Origin of the sequence: Haloferax sp. KTX1 (assembly GCF_902410085.1) — an archaeon.
Classification (GTDB): Archaea; Halobacteriota; Halobacteria; order Halobacteriales; family Haloferacaceae; genus Haloferax; species Haloferax massiliensis.
In genome coordinates this window covers 136,937-154,832 of record NZ_CABPRH010000008.1, presented here as the reverse complement: position 1 = coordinate 154,832, position 17,896 = coordinate 136,937, and the positions used below count along the sequence as shown (strand labels likewise).

15 protein-coding genes and 1 pseudogene are annotated in these 17,896 nt (G+C 67.0%); 8 read left to right on the top strand and 8 right to left on the bottom strand.

Features of this window, described 5'->3' with window-relative positions:
- Nucleotides 1-3 precede the first annotated feature (3 nt).
- Together FY251_RS13780 and FY251_RS13775 are read left to right on the top strand one after the other, a co-directional pair.
- Nucleotides 4-1,227: pseudogene (locus tag FY251_RS13780) on the top strand (ABC transporter substrate-binding protein); the annotation flags it as partial.
- A gap of 207 nt (nucleotides 1,228-1,434) precedes the next feature.
- Entirely contained in the window at nucleotides 1,435-3,561 is a 2,127-nt protein-coding gene (locus FY251_RS13775; RefSeq protein WP_089780462.1) for an ABC transporter permease subunit, read from the top strand.
- Nucleotides 3,562-3,794: 233 nt separating this feature from the next.
- On the opposite strand, the gene FY251_RS13770 is transcribed toward FY251_RS13775, so the two are convergent.
- Nucleotides 3,795-4,013, bottom strand: coding sequence for a hypothetical protein (locus tag FY251_RS13770; RefSeq protein ID WP_148415510.1), 219 nt, complete (start codon nucleotides 4,011-4,013; stop codon nucleotides 3,795-3,797).
- Between the two features lie 215 nt (nucleotides 4,014-4,228).
- Between FY251_RS13770 and FY251_RS13765 the strand changes: the two genes are divergently transcribed.
- Complete coding sequence (locus tag FY251_RS13765; protein ID WP_148415508.1) at nucleotides 4,229-5,290, top strand: ABC transporter ATP-binding protein; 1,062 nt, start codon at nucleotides 4,229-4,231, stop codon at nucleotides 5,288-5,290.
- Nucleotides 5,287-6,402, top strand: a complete 1,116-nt coding sequence (locus FY251_RS13760) for an ABC transporter ATP-binding protein (protein WP_148415506.1) — start codon at nucleotides 5,287-5,289, stop codon at nucleotides 6,400-6,402. The genes FY251_RS13765 and FY251_RS13760 overlap by 4 nt, the downstream gene beginning before the upstream one ends.
- Before the next feature lie 151 nt (nucleotides 6,403-6,553).
- Here the strand turns inward: FY251_RS13760 and FY251_RS13755 are convergent, their stop codons facing one another.
- From FY251_RS13755 to FY251_RS13745, 3 genes are all read right to left on the bottom strand, one after another.
- On the bottom strand, nucleotides 6,554-7,675 hold the full coding sequence (locus tag FY251_RS13755) for a Gfo/Idh/MocA family protein (RefSeq protein WP_148415504.1): 1,122 nt from the start codon (nucleotides 7,673-7,675) through the stop codon (nucleotides 6,554-6,556).
- 78 nt (nucleotides 7,676-7,753) lie between these two features.
- On the bottom strand, nucleotides 7,754-8,788 hold the full coding sequence (locus FY251_RS13750; protein ID WP_148415502.1) for a Gfo/Idh/MocA family protein: 1,035 nt from the start codon (nucleotides 8,786-8,788) through the stop codon (nucleotides 7,754-7,756).
- Nucleotides 8,789-8,908: 120 nt separating this feature from the next.
- Nucleotides 8,909-10,153, bottom strand: coding sequence for an MFS transporter (locus FY251_RS13745; protein WP_148415500.1), 1,245 nt, complete (start codon nucleotides 10,151-10,153; stop codon nucleotides 8,909-8,911).
- Nucleotides 10,154-10,247: 94 nt separating this feature from the next.
- On the opposite strand from FY251_RS13745, the gene FY251_RS13740 reads away from it, so the two are divergent.
- The 3 genes from FY251_RS13740 to FY251_RS13730 all read left to right on the top strand — a co-directional run bounded on the left by FY251_RS13740 (nucleotide 10,248) and on the right by FY251_RS13730 (nucleotide 11,978).
- Nucleotides 10,248-10,931 carry a carbohydrate-binding family 9-like protein gene (locus FY251_RS13740; protein WP_148415498.1) on the top strand — a complete coding sequence of 228 codons (684 nt, stop codon included), beginning with the start codon at nucleotides 10,248-10,250 and terminating at the stop codon, nucleotides 10,929-10,931.
- A gap of 80 nt (nucleotides 10,932-11,011) precedes the next feature.
- A complete protein-coding gene (locus tag FY251_RS13735; RefSeq protein WP_148415496.1) occupies nucleotides 11,012-11,665 on the top strand; it encodes a ThuA domain-containing protein in 654 nt (217 codons plus the stop codon).
- A 67-nt stretch (nucleotides 11,666-11,732) separates the two neighbouring features.
- A complete protein-coding gene (locus tag FY251_RS13730) occupies nucleotides 11,733-11,978 on the top strand; it encodes a hypothetical protein (protein ID WP_148415494.1) in 246 nt (81 codons plus the stop codon).
- A gap of 58 nt (nucleotides 11,979-12,036) precedes the next feature.
- Here FY251_RS13730 and FY251_RS13725 read toward each other — a convergent pair whose 3' ends face one another.
- The 4 genes from FY251_RS13725 to FY251_RS13710 form a co-directional block, all read right to left on the bottom strand.
- Nucleotides 12,037-13,119: an LLM class flavin-dependent oxidoreductase gene (locus FY251_RS13725; RefSeq protein WP_148415492.1), complete on the bottom strand. Its 1,083-nt coding sequence runs from the start codon at nucleotides 13,117-13,119 to the stop codon at nucleotides 12,037-12,039.
- A 78-nt stretch (nucleotides 13,120-13,197) separates the two neighbouring features.
- Nucleotides 13,198-14,631, bottom strand: a complete 1,434-nt coding sequence (locus tag FY251_RS13720; protein ID WP_148415490.1) for a glycoside hydrolase family 4 — start codon at nucleotides 14,629-14,631, stop codon at nucleotides 13,198-13,200.
- Nucleotides 14,632-14,694: 63 nt separating this feature from the next.
- Nucleotides 14,695-15,144, bottom strand: a complete 450-nt coding sequence (locus FY251_RS13715) for a universal stress protein (protein WP_148415592.1) — start codon at nucleotides 15,142-15,144, stop codon at nucleotides 14,695-14,697.
- Nucleotides 15,145-15,276: 132 nt separating this feature from the next.
- Entirely contained in the window at nucleotides 15,277-16,413 is a 1,137-nt protein-coding gene (locus FY251_RS13710; RefSeq protein ID WP_148415488.1) for a mandelate racemase/muconate lactonizing enzyme family protein, read from the bottom strand.
- Between the two features lie 264 nt (nucleotides 16,414-16,677).
- On the opposite strand from FY251_RS13710, the gene FY251_RS13705 reads away from it, so the two are divergent.
- Entirely contained in the window at nucleotides 16,678-17,883 is a 1,206-nt protein-coding gene (locus FY251_RS13705) for a hypothetical protein (protein WP_148415486.1), read from the top strand.
- The last annotated feature ends 13 nt before the right edge of the window (nucleotides 17,884-17,896 follow it).

The window sequence follows — 17,896 nt, the reverse complement described above, 5'->3', positions numbered from 1 at the left end:
GGCTACGTCAGCCCGTTCAGCGACGCCGAGTGGTCGAGCGGCGAAATCACGGGCGACATGATAGACTACAGCCTCGATTGGCACCGCTACCCGAACCAACAACAGCGGACCAAGGCGATGCAGGAAGGCGTCATCGACGTGAGCTATCCGCCGGAGTCGCAGTCCGCCCGAGACCAACTCAAAGAAAACGGCTGGGGGCCGGCCGACAGCCTCTCCGAGGACCAGATCACGCCGCAGATGCGCAGCGGGGCGATGGGCGTCCTGCTCAACTGTCAGAGCGACATCACCGGCGACCCGCGCGTTCGGAAGGCGATTCACCACATCGTCCCCCGGAAGCCGCTCGTCGAGTGGGTTCCTGACTACGGCACCTACTGGGTCGAAGACCGCATTCCGTCCGGCATCGGGCAGGACAAGGAAGTGCCGTGGTTCGGCGGGAACTCCAACTGGCCGAGCGGGGACCTCGCGAGTCTCGAACGGTACGCACACACGGAGAGCGACACGGACGAACAGCGGGCGACCGAACTCCTCGAAGCCGCCGGCTTCACGAAGCCGGGCAACCGCTGGAAGGACCCCAACGGCGAGAACGTCACCCTTCGGTTCTACACGGCGACCTCCGACGAGGAGCCGATGGCCCTGCGGTTCGCCCAAATCGCGAAGACCTACCTGGACGACTTCGGTCTCCAAACCGAAGTGACCGCACAGGAGGCGACCATCCGCGCCGGGAAGACGCTGGAGTCAGGCGACTGGGAGCTGCTGTTCGACAACTGGGGCGGGGCGAAGTCCGGTCCGCCGTTCCTCGGCTTCTCGAACTCGTTCAGAGTGCAGGAGTCGCTGTCCGGACAGCCGCTTCCGACCAACGACAACTGGGCGATGGACCGCGTGGTCGAGGTTCCGTACCCCATCGGCGACCCGAGCGGCGACCTCCAAGAGGTCGACGTCATCGACAAACTCAACGAGCTTCGGACGCAGATGTCGGACGAAGAGCGCAGACAGAAAGTCGCCGAAGTCTCGTGGATATTCAACCAGTCCCTACCGATGATGCTCATCAACGAGGAGGGCGGCACCGGCGGCTACTGGCTGAATCACGACAACTGGGAGACGAAGCCGCCGAACAACAACCGGAACCCCGCGTACCGCTACGAAATCGTCGAGATCGGCCAGTACTCGTACTGTCAGTACATGGCCAAGATGGGAACCGAGTACTTCCACTCGGCCGGAGGACAGTAAGCGCCGAGAGCGCCGCCATCTGAACCAGAACCCGTCGTCTCACCGAGTCAGTCAGAACGTATCAGCCATGCGGTGAACTCATCGTCCGGAGGCCGAGATACTCGCCTCCGGGCGCGACGACGGCGAGGTCGGTTCGGTCGAGTGCGGTCGAAAGTAGCCCTATTCATAATGATTAAGTACGCTCATGAGAGCTAACAACTAGCAAGGATGGTCGAGAAAAATTACTACGTGCGCCGGATAGCGCAGGCCCTGATAACGGTCTGGGCGGCGATTACGTTCTCGTTCGCGACGGTTCGGCTCATACCCGGTGGGCCGATGGACTACATCGCCGCGCAGATCAGACAGCGGTCCGGAGGGGCGGTTTCGACGACCCGCCTCAACCAGATGGTCGAGATGTACTCGAACGTCAATCCGGACAAGCCGATGCTGCAGGCGTACGTCGAATACATCGTATCGGTCGCACAGTTTGACTTCGGACGGTCTATCTTCTACGCGCAGCCGGTCTGGGACGTGCTCGGACCGGCGATTCCGTGGACGATGTTCGTCTCCCTTTTCGCCCTCGTCATCGGCACCATCATGGTGTTCCTCATCGGCGGCTTCCTCGCCGTCCACGAGGGCGACAGTTGGGACGTCGTGGGGAGCTACTTCGTCATCTTCTCCGACGCGGTCCCGTACTACATCGTCGGACTCGTGTTGCTGTTCACGCTCGGGTTCGGCACCGAGTTCTTCCCCAACGGCGGGCGGTACGACAACGCGCTCACGCCCGGCTTCAACGTCGAGTTCATGGCCAGCGTGCTGCGACACGCGGCGCTGCCCATCATGTCGTTCGCGCTGACCTCGTGGGGCGGCCTCGAATTCCGGGCGCACTGTACCCGCATCATCGGCGAGGACTACGTCGACGTGGCGGAACTCAGGGGACTGCCCGACAGCAGGATTCAACTGCGCTACATCGGCTGGAACTCGATGCTCCCGATGTACACGGGTCTCATGGCCGGTCTCGCCAGCCTCTTCGGCGGATCGGTCATCATGGAGCAGATATTCCGCTACCGCGGCATGGGCTTTTACTTCTACGAGGCCACGATGGCGCGGGACTACACGACGGTCATGGCGGCGGTCATCCTCTTTACCCTCGTCACCGTCATCGGCCTGCTCATCGCCGACTTCACCTACGGCTTCATCGACCCCCGCGCCGGACACACCCAGCGCGAGTCCTACTCGCGGTCGTACCGCGAAACGCTCCAGCGGTTCGTCAACCGCCTGCGGGGCGGCGGCGCGGACGAGACCGAAACCATCGACGACCGCATCGAAGGGAACCGCATCTCGTCCAGCGGCGCGATGAGCTTCGACGTCGATAGCTCCGACTTCTCGCGCGGCGAGTACATCAGAGAGCGAATCGACCAGAGCCTCCTGACTCCGTTCCGCATCATCTGGACCTCGCCGCGAGCGCGGGTCGGTGCGATAATCCTCGGCATCTTCGGGTTCCTCGGGCTGTTCGGGCCGTACATCGTCCGGCCCGTCGAACCGTTTCAGGGAGACATTCTCCTGCAACCGCTGGAGAACATGGCCTACCCGCTCGGCACCGACGACATCGGCCGCGACCTCCTCGCACAGCAGGTGCTCGCGACCCGTCCGATGCTCATCATGATGCTGTCGGGAGCCATGCTCACGCTGGGACTCGCCATCTTCTTCGGCGTCACGTCCGGCTACCTCGGCGGCGTCATCGACAAGGTGCTCATGACGGTGACCGACGTGATGATGAACATCCCCGGGCTGGCGCTCGTCATCGTCCTCGCCGTGATTCTCGAACCGAAGAGCCCGGTGTTCGTCGGGTTCGTGCTGGCAATCGACAACTGGCCACGGTTGGCCCGACAGCTCCGCTCGCAGGTGCTCACCATCCGCGGTGAGTCCCACGTCGAGGCCTCGCGAGTGCTCGGACTCCCCACGTCGAGCATCCTCTCGAAGAACGTCATGTCCCGGCTCATGCCGATGCTGACGATGGGAACGGTCGGGTCGATGCGGAACATCCTGATGGAGTCCGTCGGCCTGTACTTCATCGGCGTGCTGCCGTTCACGACGAGCAACTGGGGCGTCATCCTCAACGTCGCCCGCACCGGCGGGGCGCTGTCGGGGATGGACCGCTTCCACTGGCTGCTCGCGCCGATACTGTTCATCGTCACGATGACGTACGGCCTCCAGCTGTTCGCGCAGGGGACGGACCGACTGTTCAACCCCCGTCTTCGCGCCCGCCACGCGGCCACCGTCTCGACCGACGACATGGAGGGCGGTCGCGGTGGCTCGGAGGGCGGCGACGGTGCCGCGTCCGCCGCGGACTGACTAACACGACCCGGTCGGTCGGTTTCGCGTCGCTGTTTTTTCGGTCGTTTCGCGCCGGGAGCATCCGTGTCACTCGGTCGCAGGGAAAAGGTTAACACACGCGCTGTCGACCTACGAAACGGACTTCAGCCATGAAAGTGGAGAAAGAAGGAAATACGACGCGGTACCTGCTCGGCCTCGTGATACTCGTGATCCTGCTCGTGGGGGTGTACTACGGGTTCACCATGATGTGATCAGACCAGTCGGTACACCCACAAAAGCACCCGAAACGCGACGGCGACGAACACCAGCAATCCGCCGATTATTCCGAACATTCCCGCCCAGACGCCGGTCTGGAGGGCGGCACCCGTGAGAATCAACAGCGCGCCGATGAGAATCACCCCCGTCGTGATACCGCCGAGTTTGGAGCGAACTGTCCACAGCACGTTCTGTTGCAGTTGGGCTTGCGCCATGTCAGCACGGTCATCACGGACGGACTTATAGTTTGCCGGTATCGGCGGTCGAGCCGACCCGAGCGGCCGAAATCGAGTCGTCCCGACCGCGCCGGCGGAAAGTGTTAAGTAGGATTGAACATGATAGTTCCCTACTACGGTCACATGTTGACGATAGGCACGCGTAACGGGTGGGGACGCTCGCCCGGCGCACGAACCGACGAGAGGGACTGACCATGGCGACGCAACACACCAAACAGAAGATGCCAGACGAGCCATCTGCCGAGCACAACGTCTTAGAGATAACGAACGCGAGCGTCGCGTTCGCGATGGAACGGGGGGACGCGCGGGTCCTCGACGACGTGTCGATAAACGTCCGCCGCGGCGAGGTGCTCGGCGTCGTCGGCGAGTCCGGGTCCGGCAAGTCGATGCTGGCCGACTCCATGCTCGACGCCATCGACTCCCCCGGGACGCTCACCGGCGACGTGGTGTTCAACCCGCCGGAGGGCGGCGAGCCGATCAGGGTCAACGAACTGAGCAAAGAGGAGCTTCGTCGGTTCCGCTGGGAACGGGTCTCGATGGTCGTTCAGGGGGCGCTCGACTCCTTTAACCCGACGCTCAGTATCGGCGACCACTTCGTCGAGACGCTCCGCGCGCACGACTACGATATCCAAGAGGGGATGGAGCGCGCCCGACAGCTCATCTCCGACGTGCACCTCGAACCCGACCGCGTCCTCGACGCGTACCCCCACGAGCTCTCGGGCGGGATGAAACAGCGCGCGCTCATCGCGCTGAGCCTCATCCTCGACCCCGACGTGCTCGTGATGGACGAGCCGACCGCCGCGCTCGACCTCCTGATGCAGCAGTCGATTCTGAAGCTCCTCTCGGAGCTGAAAGCCGAGTACGACCTCACCATCGTCATCGTGACGCACGACCTGAGTCACGTCGCGCGCATCTCCGACCGCCTCGCGGTGATGTACGCCTTCGAACTGCTGGAGCTCGGCCCGGTCGAAGACATCGTCATGGACCCCGCCCACCCCTACACGCGGGAGCTCCTCAACTCGATACCCGACATCGACGCCGACCTCGACGAGATGGCGTCCATCGAGGGGACGAGCCCGGACCCGCTGAACGTCCCGAAGGGCTGTTCGTACCACACCCGATGCCCGCTCGCCGACGAGCAGTGCCGGGCGACGAACCCTGACCTCATGGAGGTGTCCGACGACCACGGGGCCGCGTGCTTCTACACGGACGAGGCCCGCGAGACGATTCCCCTCAAGAAGGAGGTCTCGAAATGAGCGCCGACCCCCTGCTCCGCGTCGACGACCTGAGCGTCCACTTCGGCGGCAACGAGGGCATCCTCGACCGCTTCCTCGGCGACGACAAGGGCGTCGTCCGCGCCGTCGACGACGTCTCGCTCGACATCGGCGAGAACGACGTGGTCGCGCTCGTCGGCGAGTCCGGCTGTGGCAAGACGACGCTCGGAAAGGCCATGATCGGCCTCCAACGGCCCACCTCGGGGACGGTCAGCTTCCGCGGGCAGGACATCTGGAAGTCCGACCTCGAAGCCGGCGACATCCCGTACAAGGAGATTCGGAAGTCGCTCCAGATGGTCCACCAGGACGCGGGGAACTCGCTTGACCCCAACCGGACGATATTCAAGAACCTCAACCCGGCGCTGAAGAAGTGGCGGCCGGAGCTCAACCTCGTCGAACGGCGAGAGCTCGTCCACCAGATGCTCGACACGGTCGGCCTCACCCCCGCGGACGACTACGCCTCGCGGTACCCCCACCAACTGAGCGGCGGGGAGGCCCAGCGGACCGTCATCGTCCGGTCGATGCTCCTCGAACCGGACCTCATCCTCGCCGACGAGGCCGTGAGCGCCCTCGACGTGTCGCTGCGGGTGAACCTGATGGACCTGCTCCTCGAACTGCAGGAGATGTTCAGCACCTCGTTCGTCTTCATCTCGCACAACATGGCGAACGCCCGCTATCTCGCCGGGCGCGCCGACGGCCGCATCGCCGTCATGTACCTCGGCCGCATCGTCGAAATCGGCCCGGCGGACGAGATTATCAAGAACCCCCAGCACCCGTACACCAAGAGTCTCCTGTGGGCGACTTCCGGCCTCTCGGAGATAAACGACCCCATCGAGACGCCGCCGGTCAGGAAAATCGACATCCCGGACCCGGAGAACCCGCCGAGCGGCTGTCGGTTCCACACCCGCTGTCCCGAGGCGCGGGAGTACTGTACGTCGAACACGCCGGACCTCTCGGGCATGAGCGGCCCGTCGGACCGCCACGAGGCGGCCTGCTTCGACGCCCACGACAGAGTCGACTACCGGAACAGCGAACCGCTCAGCGACGACCTCGACATCGACGTCGCGGACGAAGCGGAGCAACCGGCCGACTGAAAGAAAAGCCTCGATTGGAACCACCGTCCGCGCCGCGTCGACACCGCCGCCGGCACTGACGCCCGTTTTCGCTCCCGCACTGACGCCCGTTTTCGCTCCCGCACTGACGCCCGTTTTCGCTCCCGCACCGATTCCCTATCCGCTCCCGAGTTCACTCCGCGTCGGCCGCCGGGCCGACGTCAGTCGGGAAGCCGTCGGGGACCGACGGGGGGCGCTCGCACTGCGCCGAGAGTTCGACGTACGCGCCCTCTTCGGCGGACTCGCGGATGCCGTCCATCGCTTCGAGGACGTGGAACCCGAGGTCGCCGCTGGTCCGGTGGTCCCAGTCGGAATCGAGCGAGTACGCGAGGTCGACGAGGCCGAGGCCGCGCTGTTGACCGGGGTGGTCGCGCTCGACGGGAATCTCGCGCCACTCGCCGTCGTCGTCGTCGCCGAGGTGGACGCGGGGCGTCCCGTCGAACCGGTTGGGGTCGGTGACGCTCAGCGTCCCCTCGGTGCCGTAAATCTCGAACCCCGGCAGTTCGGACTCCCACACGTCGAAACTCGTGAGGAGCGTCCCCGTCGCGCCGTTCTCGAAGGTCACGACGGCCGTCTCGTGGGTCGGCACCGACACCGGAATCCGCTCGCCGCGGCGCGGTTCGCTCGTTATCTCGCGCTCTGCGAACGGCGTGTTCGCGGTGCCGGCGACCGACCGAATCGGGCCGAGAAGCGTCACGAGCGACGTGAGGTAGTACGGCCCCATGTCGAAAAGCGGACCGCCGCCGTCCTCGTAAAAACCGTCGGGGTCCGGGTGCCAGTGTTCGTGGCCGTGGTTCGACCAGAACGCCGTCGCGCCGACGGGGTCGCCGATGCGGCCCTCGTCGATGAGGTCGCGGCAGGTCTGGATGCCGGTTCCGAGGACGGTGTCGGGCGCGACGCCGACGGTCAGTCCGCGCTCGGCGGCGGTCTCCAGAATCGCCTCGCCTTCGGCCTTCGTCGCCGCGAGCGGCTTTTCGGTGTAGGTGTGTTTGCCCGCCTGAAGGGCGGCGGACACGAGGTCACCGTGGGTTCCCGCCGGCGTGAGCACGACCGCCACGTCGATTTCAGGGTCCGCGAGCAGGTCCTCGGTCGGGAGGACGCGGGGGACGCCGTACTCGTCCGCCTTCGACTCCGCGCGGTCCGCGTCGAGGTCGGCGCAGGCGGCGATGTCGAGGGCGTCGAAGCGGTTCCCCGCCTCGAAGTAGACGTCGCTGATGGCTCCACAACCGATGATACCGAGAGTCACGCGCTCCATACCGGGGCGACGCGGGAGAGGCCCAAATAGCTGTTGACGGGCGCGGGCGCGAGGCAGTCGTCGGGCGAGTCAGCGCGCTCAGTCGTCCGTGTCGCCGAGATCGCCGAGATCGCCGAGCGACGACACCGACACCCACTCGCCGCGGCTGTCCGAGCGCTCGGCGGCGAAGACGATGTCCAGCCCCGCCCTCGCCTCGTCCGGCGGCACCATCGGCGGTCGTCCCTCGGAGACGGCCGCGACGAAGTCGCGTATCTGGGCGACGTGCGGGCCATCGGGGTGCGGGTCGGGGAGTTCGACGGGCTGTTTCTCCCCGCTCACTTCGAACAGTTCGACGCCCGTCTCGGTGACGCGAAGCGTTCCCTCCGTCCCGTTGAATTCGAGACTGATGGGCTGTTGGGGTCGCGTCGCCGTCGTCGCCGACACCTGCCCGACCGCGCCGTCCTCGAACCGAAGCGAGAGCGCGGCCGTATCGGGCGCGTCGACGTCGTGGGACAGCGCGTCGCCGGTGCCCGCGACCCGCGTCACGTCGCCCGCGACCCACTGGAGCAGGTCGATGCCGTGGAGCGCCTGCGTGAACAGGACGCCGCCGTCGAGATCGGCGCTCCCGTGCCACGACGAGTCGTCGTAGTACGAGCGGTCGCGGTGCCACTTCACCCGCACGTCGGCAAAGACGAGCCGTCCGAGCCGGCCGTCGCGGACCGCCTCGCGGGCGAACTGCATCGTGGGGAACAGCCGCCGCTGGAGGATACAGGCGAGGGTGACGCCGGCGTCGCGGCAGGCGTCGACCATGTCGTCGACGCGGGCGGCGGTGATTTCCAGCGGCTTCTCGCAGAGCACGTCGATGCCGTCTGCCGCGGCGTCGACGACGATGTCGCGGTGGGCCCCGTTGGGCGTGCAGACGCAGACGGCGTCGAGCGCGGCGTCGGCGAACAGGTCGGCGTGGCCGGTGTACGACGGACAGCCGTGCGCCTCGCCGAACGAACGAGCGGTCTCCGGGGTGTGGTCGGCACAGCCGACGAGTGTCGCGTCGTCGATGTCGGCGAGCGCTTCGGCGTGAGAGTGACCCATGCTCGAACAGCCGACGATGCCGACCCGAACCGGCGTCTCGGTCATCGGCGCTCACCGTCGGGCGAAGGGGTGACTGTAGTCGTCATCGACTCGAACGTCAGCGGGCGGTGTGATAAGCGTTTTCGAGCGGTGGTCCGGGTCGCGTAGTTGTGCGGTCGTGCGGCCTCAGTCGGGCGAGAAGTTCTCGGTGAGCGTCCGCCCGACCAGCCCGGCGGCGACGAACGCGAGGACGCTGGTGCAGACGAACGCCGTCGCGTAGTCGAAGCGGGTTGCGAGCGCGCCGACGACGAGCGGCCCGAGGACGCCGCCGAGGCCGCGGGCGGTCGAGCGGAGGCCCATTAGCTCGGATTCGCGGTCGACGGGGGCCACGTCGGCGACGAAGGCGATGGTGCCCACGGTGAGCATGGAGAACGTGACCGCGTGGACGACGAAGGCGGTGCTGCTGATACCGATGCGGGCGAGTCGCCCGTCGGGGACGAGCGCGAGCACGATGACGAGCGCCTGCACGCCGCTGCCGGCGAGGCCGCCGACGATGAGCTTCTTTCGGCCGACGGCGTCGCTCAGGCGACCGAAGCCGTACATCGAGACCACACGGACCGCGGGGCTGACCGCGAGGACGGCACCCATCACGACGTTCGACAGACCCACGTCGGCGACGAGGAACACCGGAACGACCGAGATGAACCCCTTCTCGGTCATGTTCCGGAGGACGAGACCGACGTACAGCCAGCCGAGACCGGTCCGCTCGAACAGTTCGCGCCGCGTGCCGCCGGGGAGGAGTCGGCCGCGGACCTCCCGCAGGAGTCGGCCCGCGGTCAGCGTCGCCTCCGAGGGCGGCGTCGGGTCGCTGATGCGGAGCGTGAGGAGCGTCGCCACGAGGCCGAGCCCGACGACGACGAGATAGAGGTCCGTCGGGACGAGCAGACCGACGAGGTAGCCGACGAACAGCCGACCGCTGATGGCCCCCGAGGAGCGGGCGCTACTGTAAAAGCCGATGGAGCGCCCGCGGCCGGACTCGCCGCCCGACTCGCTCACGATGGTGAGAATGACCGACTGAAAGCCGGCGGTGAACACCGCAAAGAGGCCTCGGCAGACGATTTGGAGCGGGACCGACGCGGTGAGGGTCAGCGGGACGATAGCGAGCGTCGAGAGGAACGCGGTCCCGACGAGTATCGCCCGGCGGCGGCCCGTGATGTCGGCGATTGCGCCCCAGACCGGGGCGAACACGAACAGTCCGAACGAGAACGCCGCGTACGCGAGGCTCACGGCGAACGGCGACCCCTGTTCGCCGATGTAGAGCGCCATCGCCGTGCCGAAGAGCGACCCGCACGCGACGCGCGAGAGGCCGATGAGCGCGAGCGCGCTTCGCTGCCCTCGACCCGCTGGTCGAGCCTGCTGATTGACTACCACTACGACCGGGTGTGACGCTACCATCCAATAAAGATTGGCGAGGCGGAAGGCCGCGGGCGGAACGCTCTTGGGGCGGGTCGAGTGAGTGAGTCGTATGCGAACCTACGAGGTCAGCCGCACCGACGCGGCCAGAGCGGTCCCGCTGACCGGCGCGGTCGACGGCACGGTGTGGGAGCGGGCGAACGTCGCCCGACTGGACGAGTACGCGTGGGGCGACGAACCCGGCCCGGAGACGACGGTCAGGGCGCTGTACGACCCGACGGCGCTCTACCTCCAGTTCCACGTCGAGGACGGCGAGATAACCGCCGACGTGACGGAGCTGAACGGGCCGACGTTCGAGGACAGTTCCGTCGAGTGCTTCGCCACGCCGGAACCACCAGACGACGGCTCGACGGGACGGTACGTCAACTTCGAGGCGAACTGTTGCGGCGCGTTCAAACTCGCGTGGCAGGAGCCGGACTGGCGCGAGCGCGACGTCGGCCGCGACCTCGTCTCGCCGGCCGACGCGGCGGCAGTCGAGGTGGAGACGTCGGTTCCCGGCCCCACGAAAGACGCGTCCCCCGACGACGACTCGTGGTGGCTCGCGGCGCGGCTCCCGGTTTCGACGCTCCGGTCGCTGACCGGCCTTTCGCTCGAACTCGACTCGGGGACGGTCTGGCGCGGGAACTTCTACCGGAGCGGCCTCCCGGACGCGCAGAAGGGGACGTGGAACCGAATCGAACTGCCGGAGCCGACGTACCACTCCCCCGAGTTCTTCGGGCGCATCGAGTTCGAGTGAGCGGTCGCCCCGGTCGGGTTCACCGAGTGGACGATGGTCGCACCGAAACGGCTTTTCGCGCGGGTCGTGAACGGCAGACCATGCAACAGCCGTCAGCGCTAGTCATCGGAGAGACGACCTTCTCGTTCCACGATTTCGAGGAGATGCGACCGCACATCGAGTCCGCCATCGGCGACGCCGCCGCGGTGACCGCGACGACCGACAGGGACGCCCTCGCCGACCTCGCGGGCTACGACCTCGTCGTGGACTACCTGACGGACGCCACCCTGCCCCCCGAGCAGTTGGACGGCCTCCTCGGCTTCGTCCGCGACGGCGGGGCGTACCTCGGTCTCCACTGCGCCGCCGACCTGACGAACGTCCACGACGGAAACGGCGGCCTCGACAAGCGCGACGAGCCGTTTCCCGATTTCCGCGACCTCCTCGGCGGCCACTTCCTCACCCATCCCGAGCAGTCCACCTTCGGCGTCGAAATCGTCGCGGACCACGACGTGACCGACGGCGTCGACGACTTCGAGGTGTTCGACGAACCGTATCAGGTCGACGTTGACGACGACGTGACCGTGCTCGCGCGCATGGCCCACCCCGACCTCGCCGACTACCCGGTCGCGTGGGCCCGCGAGTACGGCGCGGGCCGGGTCTGTTACGCCTCGCTCGGCCACACCGCGGAGGCACTCGAAAACGACGACTACCGCCGACTGCTCCGCAACGCCGTCGGCTGGCTGGTCCGCGACTGAGCGGGGCGGCCGCGGCGTCGACGGCGGCGTGTGAACGTTTATCCCGGTCGATTCCGAACGTCGGGTCATGAACCTTCGAGCCGCTGACCTGACCGTGTTCGTGTTCGTCCTCGGCGTCCTGCTCTCGGGAATGTGGCTGGCACAGCAGTTCGGCATGGAGTGGTCGCCGACGCTGTTGGCCATCGTCGCCGCCGTGTCGGCCGTCTGGACGGCGTACTACCGGTTCGGCGTGGAGCCGCGAATCGACGCGGGCAGAGGAGACGACGACAACCGACGGGAATCCGGCGGGGTCGGCGACGGCGCACGGGAGTGACCGACTGAGCCGCCCGGTGGACCTCCGGGGAACATTGTTTCCGGTTCGTCCCGCCGCGCTACCGCTCACCGAAGTACGGAATAATCTCGTTCTCGTAGTGCCGCATCGTCTCCTCGAAGTCGCCGACGGGGATGAGAACGAGGTTGTCGACGCCCGCCTCGCGGAACGCCTCGATTCGCTCGATGGCGCGCTCGGGGTCGCCGGCGACGCAGACCTCGTCGACGGCCTCGTCCGGGATGCGCTCGGCCGCCGCCGACAGTTGCCGCTCCTGTTCCTCGTCGAACGCCATCTGCCACATGATTGGCGTCGATTCCGCGACGTCCTCGTAGCCCATATCGGCGAGGAGCGGCGGCCGGAGCGCGAGGTTCACGCGGTTGCGCTCGATGCCGGCCGCGCGGGCCTCGTCGCCGTCGCCGGAGACCGTCGTCGGAACCATGACCGCGCGGTCGATGGCGTCGGGGTCGCGGCCGCGGTCCGCGGCCACGTCGAGGACTTTCCGAAGGTCCGCCGCGTACTCGTCGGGCGAGTAAATCCACGGGAACCAGCCGTCCGCGACCGCGCCGGTCAGCCCGCGCATGCTCTCGCCGTAGCCGCCGATCCAGAGCGGCGGTCGCGGCTCCTGTGCCGGGTTCAGTCCCATGTGCGCGTCGTCGAGGTCGAAGTAGTCGCCCGCGAACGAAAACGGCTCGTCCGCCGTCGAGTCCCACAGCCCGTCGATGACGGCGACACACTCCCTGAACCGGGAGTACGGGTCGTCCCAGTCGATGTCCGAAATCGGCGCGAAGTTGAACGCCTCGCCGGCCCCGATGCCGAGACCGGCGCGGCCGTCCGTCATCCGGTCCAGCGTGGCCGTGACGTGCGCGAGTTCGGTCGGGTGGCGGCGCACCGAGTCCGCGACGCCGGGCATGAGCGTCACCTCCTCGGTGCGCTGGGCTATCGCCCCGAGGACGGAGAACGCCTCCCACGGCGGGTCCACCAGATACTCCTCGGAGCCGGTCGGGTGAAACAGGTGGTCCGGGACGGTGACGGCGTCGAATCCCGCCGACTCGGCTCGGACCGCCCGCTCGATAGTTTCCTCGACGTTTCCGTAGCTGACCACTTGACAGCCGAAGCTCAGGCCGCGGCTCGTTGCGCTCGACATCGCGTGTACCGACTGAACGGCGAGATAAATAGCTGGCCCCGGAAGCGGGGGGAGTGACGCGTTCGCGGGGGGTCCGGCTTACGCCCGCAAGACAGACGCGTTGAGGTCGTAGTCGGTGAAGTACTCCCGCTCCAGTTCGACGAGTTTCGCGAACAGCTCCTGTGCCTCGTCGCGCGAGACGGTGACGAGCGGTTCGTTGAGGAACGCCTGGAACGCGAGGTCGAGGTCGCCCTCGAAGCCCGCGCGCACCAGCGTCTCCTGATTCGTGACGTGGGTTTCGACCATGCTCTCGACCTCGTCGGGGAGGCCGCCCGCACAGAGGGGCGTCACGTCGTCGCCGGAGAGCAGCGCGTTCGTCTCGACGACCGCGCCCTCCGGAAGGCCGTCGACCTGCCCCTCGTTGGGGTAGTTGAGGTGCGTGACGAACGTCCCCTCGCCGGCGAGCGCCCGCATGATGTCGACCGCCTCCTCGCCCGACTCGCGGAACTCGAACTCCGCGTCGCCTTCGAGGTAGCGCTCCATCTCGTCGGGGCCCTCGTCGTCGGAGACGCGGGCCGAACTCGGCGTGGTCCGAATCCCGTAGCGCTGGACTTCCTCGGCGTCGTCGACGCTCAGATACCACGGGACGAACTCCACGAGGTGGCGGTCGCCCGCCGCGCCCAGCACGCCGAAGCGGTCGTAGAGGTCGAAGGCGACCTCGTCGTTGTTCACCCAGTAGGACTCGGCGTCGAGGTCGCCCGGCTCGCGGTCGAAAAGCGGCTTTCGGCGGTCGAGCTCCTCGTCGAGGTACCGGAACACGTCGCGGTCGCGCCACCGCGCCTCGTCGACCCACGTGAAGTGGTTGACGCCCTTGACGTTCACCCGAACCTCGTCGCGGGCGACGTCCTCGGCCTCGTCGATGTGGCGCTCCGCCAGCTCGGCGAACAGCTCCTGCGTCTTGAACACCTCGTGGCAGAGCCCGATGGCGTTGATGTCGGGGAACTCCTCGTAGAGCGCCCGCGTGCAGACCGTCATCGGGTTGGTGTAGTTGATGACCCACGCGTCCGGACAGCGCTCGCGGACCGTCGCGGCGATTTCGCGGTACTGCGGAATCGCTCGCAACGCTCGAATCGCCCCGCCGGGACCGACGGTGTCGGCGACCGTCTGATAGATACCGTACTCCTGTGGCACGTCGATGTCGTGGACGAACGTCTCACCGGGCGGGTCCTGAATCGAGCAGATGACGAAGTCGGCCCCGTCGAGCGCCTTGTCCATGCTCCGGGTCGCCTCGAACGACCAGTCGCCGACCGCCTCCTCGCGGTCCATCACGCGGTTTCCGAGGAGGGCGTTCTTCGACGCCATCTCGTAGTCCACGTCGTACAGCGTGACGCTCCCCGCGAGGTCAGGACACTGCGCGAGGTCGTTGATGAGCGTGTGCGCCCATCCCTGACTCCCCCCGCCGATGTAGCCGATGTCGATGGTTCGGGACGAACCCGACGGTACAGGCTCCGCTTGCTCCGACAGCTGATACATGTGATAACACGTGACGAATCGCGGTCGCAAATAGCTGTCGTTTCCGGGGGTCCGGTCGCTCCGTCACTCGGTCAGGATGGTGACCGGCCCGTCGAAGTTGAGGACAACGCGCTGTGCGGTGTCGCCGAACAGCGCCTTGCCGGTCGGCGAGCGCTGTCGCCCGGCGACGTAGACGTGGTCACAGCCGCGGTCGTCGGCGACGCGAATCACCTCCTCGGCGAACTCGCTCTCCTCGGCGACGACGCTGACGGCGTCGTACTCGACGGTCCCGTCGAGCGATTCGAACGCCTCGTCGGCGGCCTGCGACGCGAATCGGTTTGCGACCTCTCGGGCGGAGTTCGACTCCAGCGACGTGTTGGCGGCGTCGCTCATCGCCTGCAACGTCTCGGCGTTCTCGACGAGTTCGTCCTCGGTGACGCGCGTGAGGAGCACGAGCGGCGTGTCCGTGCCGGCCGCGATTTGTCCCGCCTCGGCGAGGAGGCGTTCGTTGGAGTCCGCACTGTCGACTACCACTAGCGATGACTGCATACCGGTGCAACGGTGCTCCGGCGCATAAAACTATCCCGCGAGACGGGGTGGAGGCGTCGATTCGGCGGCGCGGTGACCGAGGGGGACGAGCGAGGGAGACGAACGAGCGACCCGCGCTCAGCGGTCGGCTCGGTAGCGCTCGACCGCGTCCTCGTCGATTTCGACGCCCAGACCGGGGGCCTGCGGCACGTCCACCTCGCCGCCGATCGGGTCGAACGGGGTTCGCAGAATCTCGTCGCGGAGCGGGTTCTCGCTCCGGTCGAACTCGACCATCATCGGGTCCGGGACGTGTCGGGTGTGCGGGTAGTCCGAGACGGACGCCGCGAACTGGACCGCCGCGGCGAGGCCGACAGCGCTGTTCCAGATGTGGGGCCGGACCGCCACGTTCTCCGTGCTGGCGAGGTCGGCGATGCGGCTCGCCTCCGAGAGCCCGCCGCACCGCCCGAGATTGGGCTGGACCACGTCGACCGTCCGGTCGTCCACGAGGCGCTTGAACTCGAAGCGGCCGTAGTGCGCCTCGCCGGCCGCGAGGGGCACGTCAACGCCGCGTTTGACCTCGCGGTAGCCCGAGAGGTTCTCCGGCGGGACCGGCTCTTCCATCCACGTGATGTCGAACTCCTCGATTGCCTTCGCGGTTCGAATCGCCTGTCGGGGGCGGTAGTTCCCGTTGATGTCGACCATCAGCCGCGCGTCGTCGCCGAGGAGTTGGCGGGCGGTCCGGACCCGCTCCACGTCGGAGTCCGTGCCGTTGCCGATTTTTATCTTGGCCGCGGAGAAACCCTCGTCGACGGCGTCGCGAATCGGCTCGGCGATGTCACGGTCTTCCTCGGTGAAGTACATCGTCGAGGCGTAGGCGGTGAGCGTCTCGCGGGGCGTTCCGCCGAGGAGTCGGTGGACGGGTTTCCCGGTCGCCTTGCCGACGAGGTCCCACAGCGCCACGTCGATGCCGCTGAGGGCGCTCTGGACGAAGACGCTCCCGCCGAAGTGGTACGGGTCGGTGTACGACTCCTCGGCGAGGCGTCGCACGTCGAAGGGGTCCATGCCGACCACGTCGTCGCGGAAGAACTCGTCGACGACGGGCGCGACGACGCTCCCCGGCGCGAACGCCTCGCCCCAGCCGACCTCGCCGGTGTCGGTGTCGACGCGGATGAGCGTCGTCGCCCTGTCGTGGCCGAACCCGCGCGCGTCGCCGAGGCCCTGCCCGTCGGGCAGGCGGTGCGATATCGGGATGACGTCGATGTCTGTGATTTCCATGTCGGCTACACTGCGGACCGGTACAATATAGCTTGTGCCGAGCGGTCGAGCGGCGGCGCGGCGGCGACCCACCGACGGGACGGTGCCGAGTGGGGCGACCGAGGCGCTTGAGGCCGATTTCACTCGGTTTCGGGGTGTCCGGCCCGAGGAGCGCGAACCAACGATGTCAAATGGCCATAACTTTCATTAATTTTCACTTTGATTGACAATCGCTGGCAATCATGCCACACGTTAGCTACCATGAGACACAACAGACGGGAGTTTATGAGAGCGATTGGCGTCGGAACTATCGGGAGTTCGGCTCTGCTCGCGGCCGATTCGGCCGCGGCAGCGGACGGTTCCGAGCGTGCCGACTCGTCCACCGGGTCGTATTTCGACCCCGACGACGGGTTCGCCGATGCGGCCCCGTGGCTCGACGACGACACGCCGGTGTACACTGTGACCGAGCCCACGCGCGAGGCGTTCGAGGCCGCCGTCAACCGGAGCGGACCGCGCGTCGTCGCGTTCGAGACCAGCGGAACCATCGACCTCGGCGCGGAACGGCTCACTATCGACGAGGACGAGCTGTACCTCGCCGGACAGACCGCCCCGTCGCCGGGTATCACGCTCGTCCGAGGCGGGCTCTGGGTCGAAGCTGACGACTGCTTGCTCAGACACATCCGGGTTCGGCCGGGCGACGCCGGACAGGACGTCGGCTGGATTCCCGACGGGGTGCGGACGGCCGACGAGACGGAGAACAACGTCATCGACCACTGTTCGATTACCTGGGCGGTCGACGAGAACGGGTCGCCCGGGTACGACTCGCGGCGGACGACCTACTCGAACTGCATCATGGCCGAGGGACTGGCCGACGCCACGCACCCGAAGGGGACCCATTCCTATGGGTCGCTCGTCGGCGACGGTGCAGAGGAGGTCGCGCTGTACGGGAACGTCTGGGCCCACAACATCGGTCGCAATCCGCGACTAAAGGCCGAGACGCGCAGCGCGCTCGTGAACAACGTCATGTACCACTACAACGAGTCGGTCAATCTCGGCGACTCGACGGTCGCGAGCATCGTGGGGAACTCGTTCCTCCGGGTCGACGAGGGAGACTACAATATCGAGGGCGGCGGCGAGGTGTACGGCGACGCCAACACCACCGACCCGGAGACGCCGATGTACGGGCCCGACGTGACGCTCCTCGACGAACCGCCGCTGTGGCCCGACGGGCTTTCGCCGCTCTCGGCCGCCGACGCGACGCGACACAACCTCGCGTACGCCGGGGCGCGCCCGGGCGACCGAACGTATCAGGACCGGCGGGTCATCAACAACGTCCGAAACTTCGGTGGCGAGTACATCGACAGCCAGTCGGCGGTCGGCGGCTATCCGGACCTCGCCGAGAACAACCGGGAACTGCACGTCCCCGAGAGCGGCCTCCGGCAGTGGCTCGAATCGCACGCGGTCCGCGTCGAACAGCGCGACGCCGAATAGCGCTGACCCGTTC

Excerpts from the sequence above, each read along its gene's own strand:
- FY251_RS13775 (WP_089780462.1), top strand. The coding sequence starts at position 1,435 with ATGGTCGAGAAAAATTACTACGTGCGCCGGATAGCGCAGGCCCTGATA.
- FY251_RS13770 (WP_148415510.1), bottom strand. The coding sequence starts at position 4,013 with ATGGCGCAAGCCCAACTGCAACAGAACGTGCTGTGGACAGTTCGCTCC.
- FY251_RS13765 (WP_148415508.1), top strand. The coding sequence starts at position 4,229 with ATGGCGACGCAACACACCAAACAGAAGATGCCAGACGAGCCATCTGCC.
- FY251_RS13760 (WP_148415506.1), top strand. The coding sequence starts at position 5,287 with ATGAGCGCCGACCCCCTGCTCCGCGTCGACGACCTGAGCGTCCACTTC.
- FY251_RS13755 (WP_148415504.1), bottom strand. The coding sequence starts at position 7,675 with ATGGAGCGCGTGACTCTCGGTATCATCGGTTGTGGAGCCATCAGCGAC.
- FY251_RS13750 (WP_148415502.1), bottom strand. The coding sequence starts at position 8,788 with ATGACCGAGACGCCGGTTCGGGTCGGCATCGTCGGCTGTTCGAGCATG.
- FY251_RS13740 (WP_148415498.1), top strand. The coding sequence starts at position 10,248 with ATGCGAACCTACGAGGTCAGCCGCACCGACGCGGCCAGAGCGGTCCCG.
- FY251_RS13735 (WP_148415496.1), top strand. The coding sequence starts at position 11,012 with ATGCAACAGCCGTCAGCGCTAGTCATCGGAGAGACGACCTTCTCGTTC.
- FY251_RS13730 (WP_148415494.1), top strand. The coding sequence starts at position 11,733 with ATGAACCTTCGAGCCGCTGACCTGACCGTGTTCGTGTTCGTCCTCGGC.
- FY251_RS13725 (WP_148415492.1), bottom strand. The coding sequence starts at position 13,119 with ATGTCGAGCGCAACGAGCCGCGGCCTGAGCTTCGGCTGTCAAGTGGTC.
- FY251_RS13720 (WP_148415490.1), bottom strand. The coding sequence starts at position 14,631 with ATGTATCAGCTGTCGGAGCAAGCGGAGCCTGTACCGTCGGGTTCGTCC.
- FY251_RS13710 (WP_148415488.1), bottom strand. The coding sequence starts at position 16,413 with ATGGAAATCACAGACATCGACGTCATCCCGATATCGCACCGCCTGCCC.
- FY251_RS13705 (WP_148415486.1), top strand. The coding sequence starts at position 16,678 with ATGAGAGCGATTGGCGTCGGAACTATCGGGAGTTCGGCTCTGCTCGCG.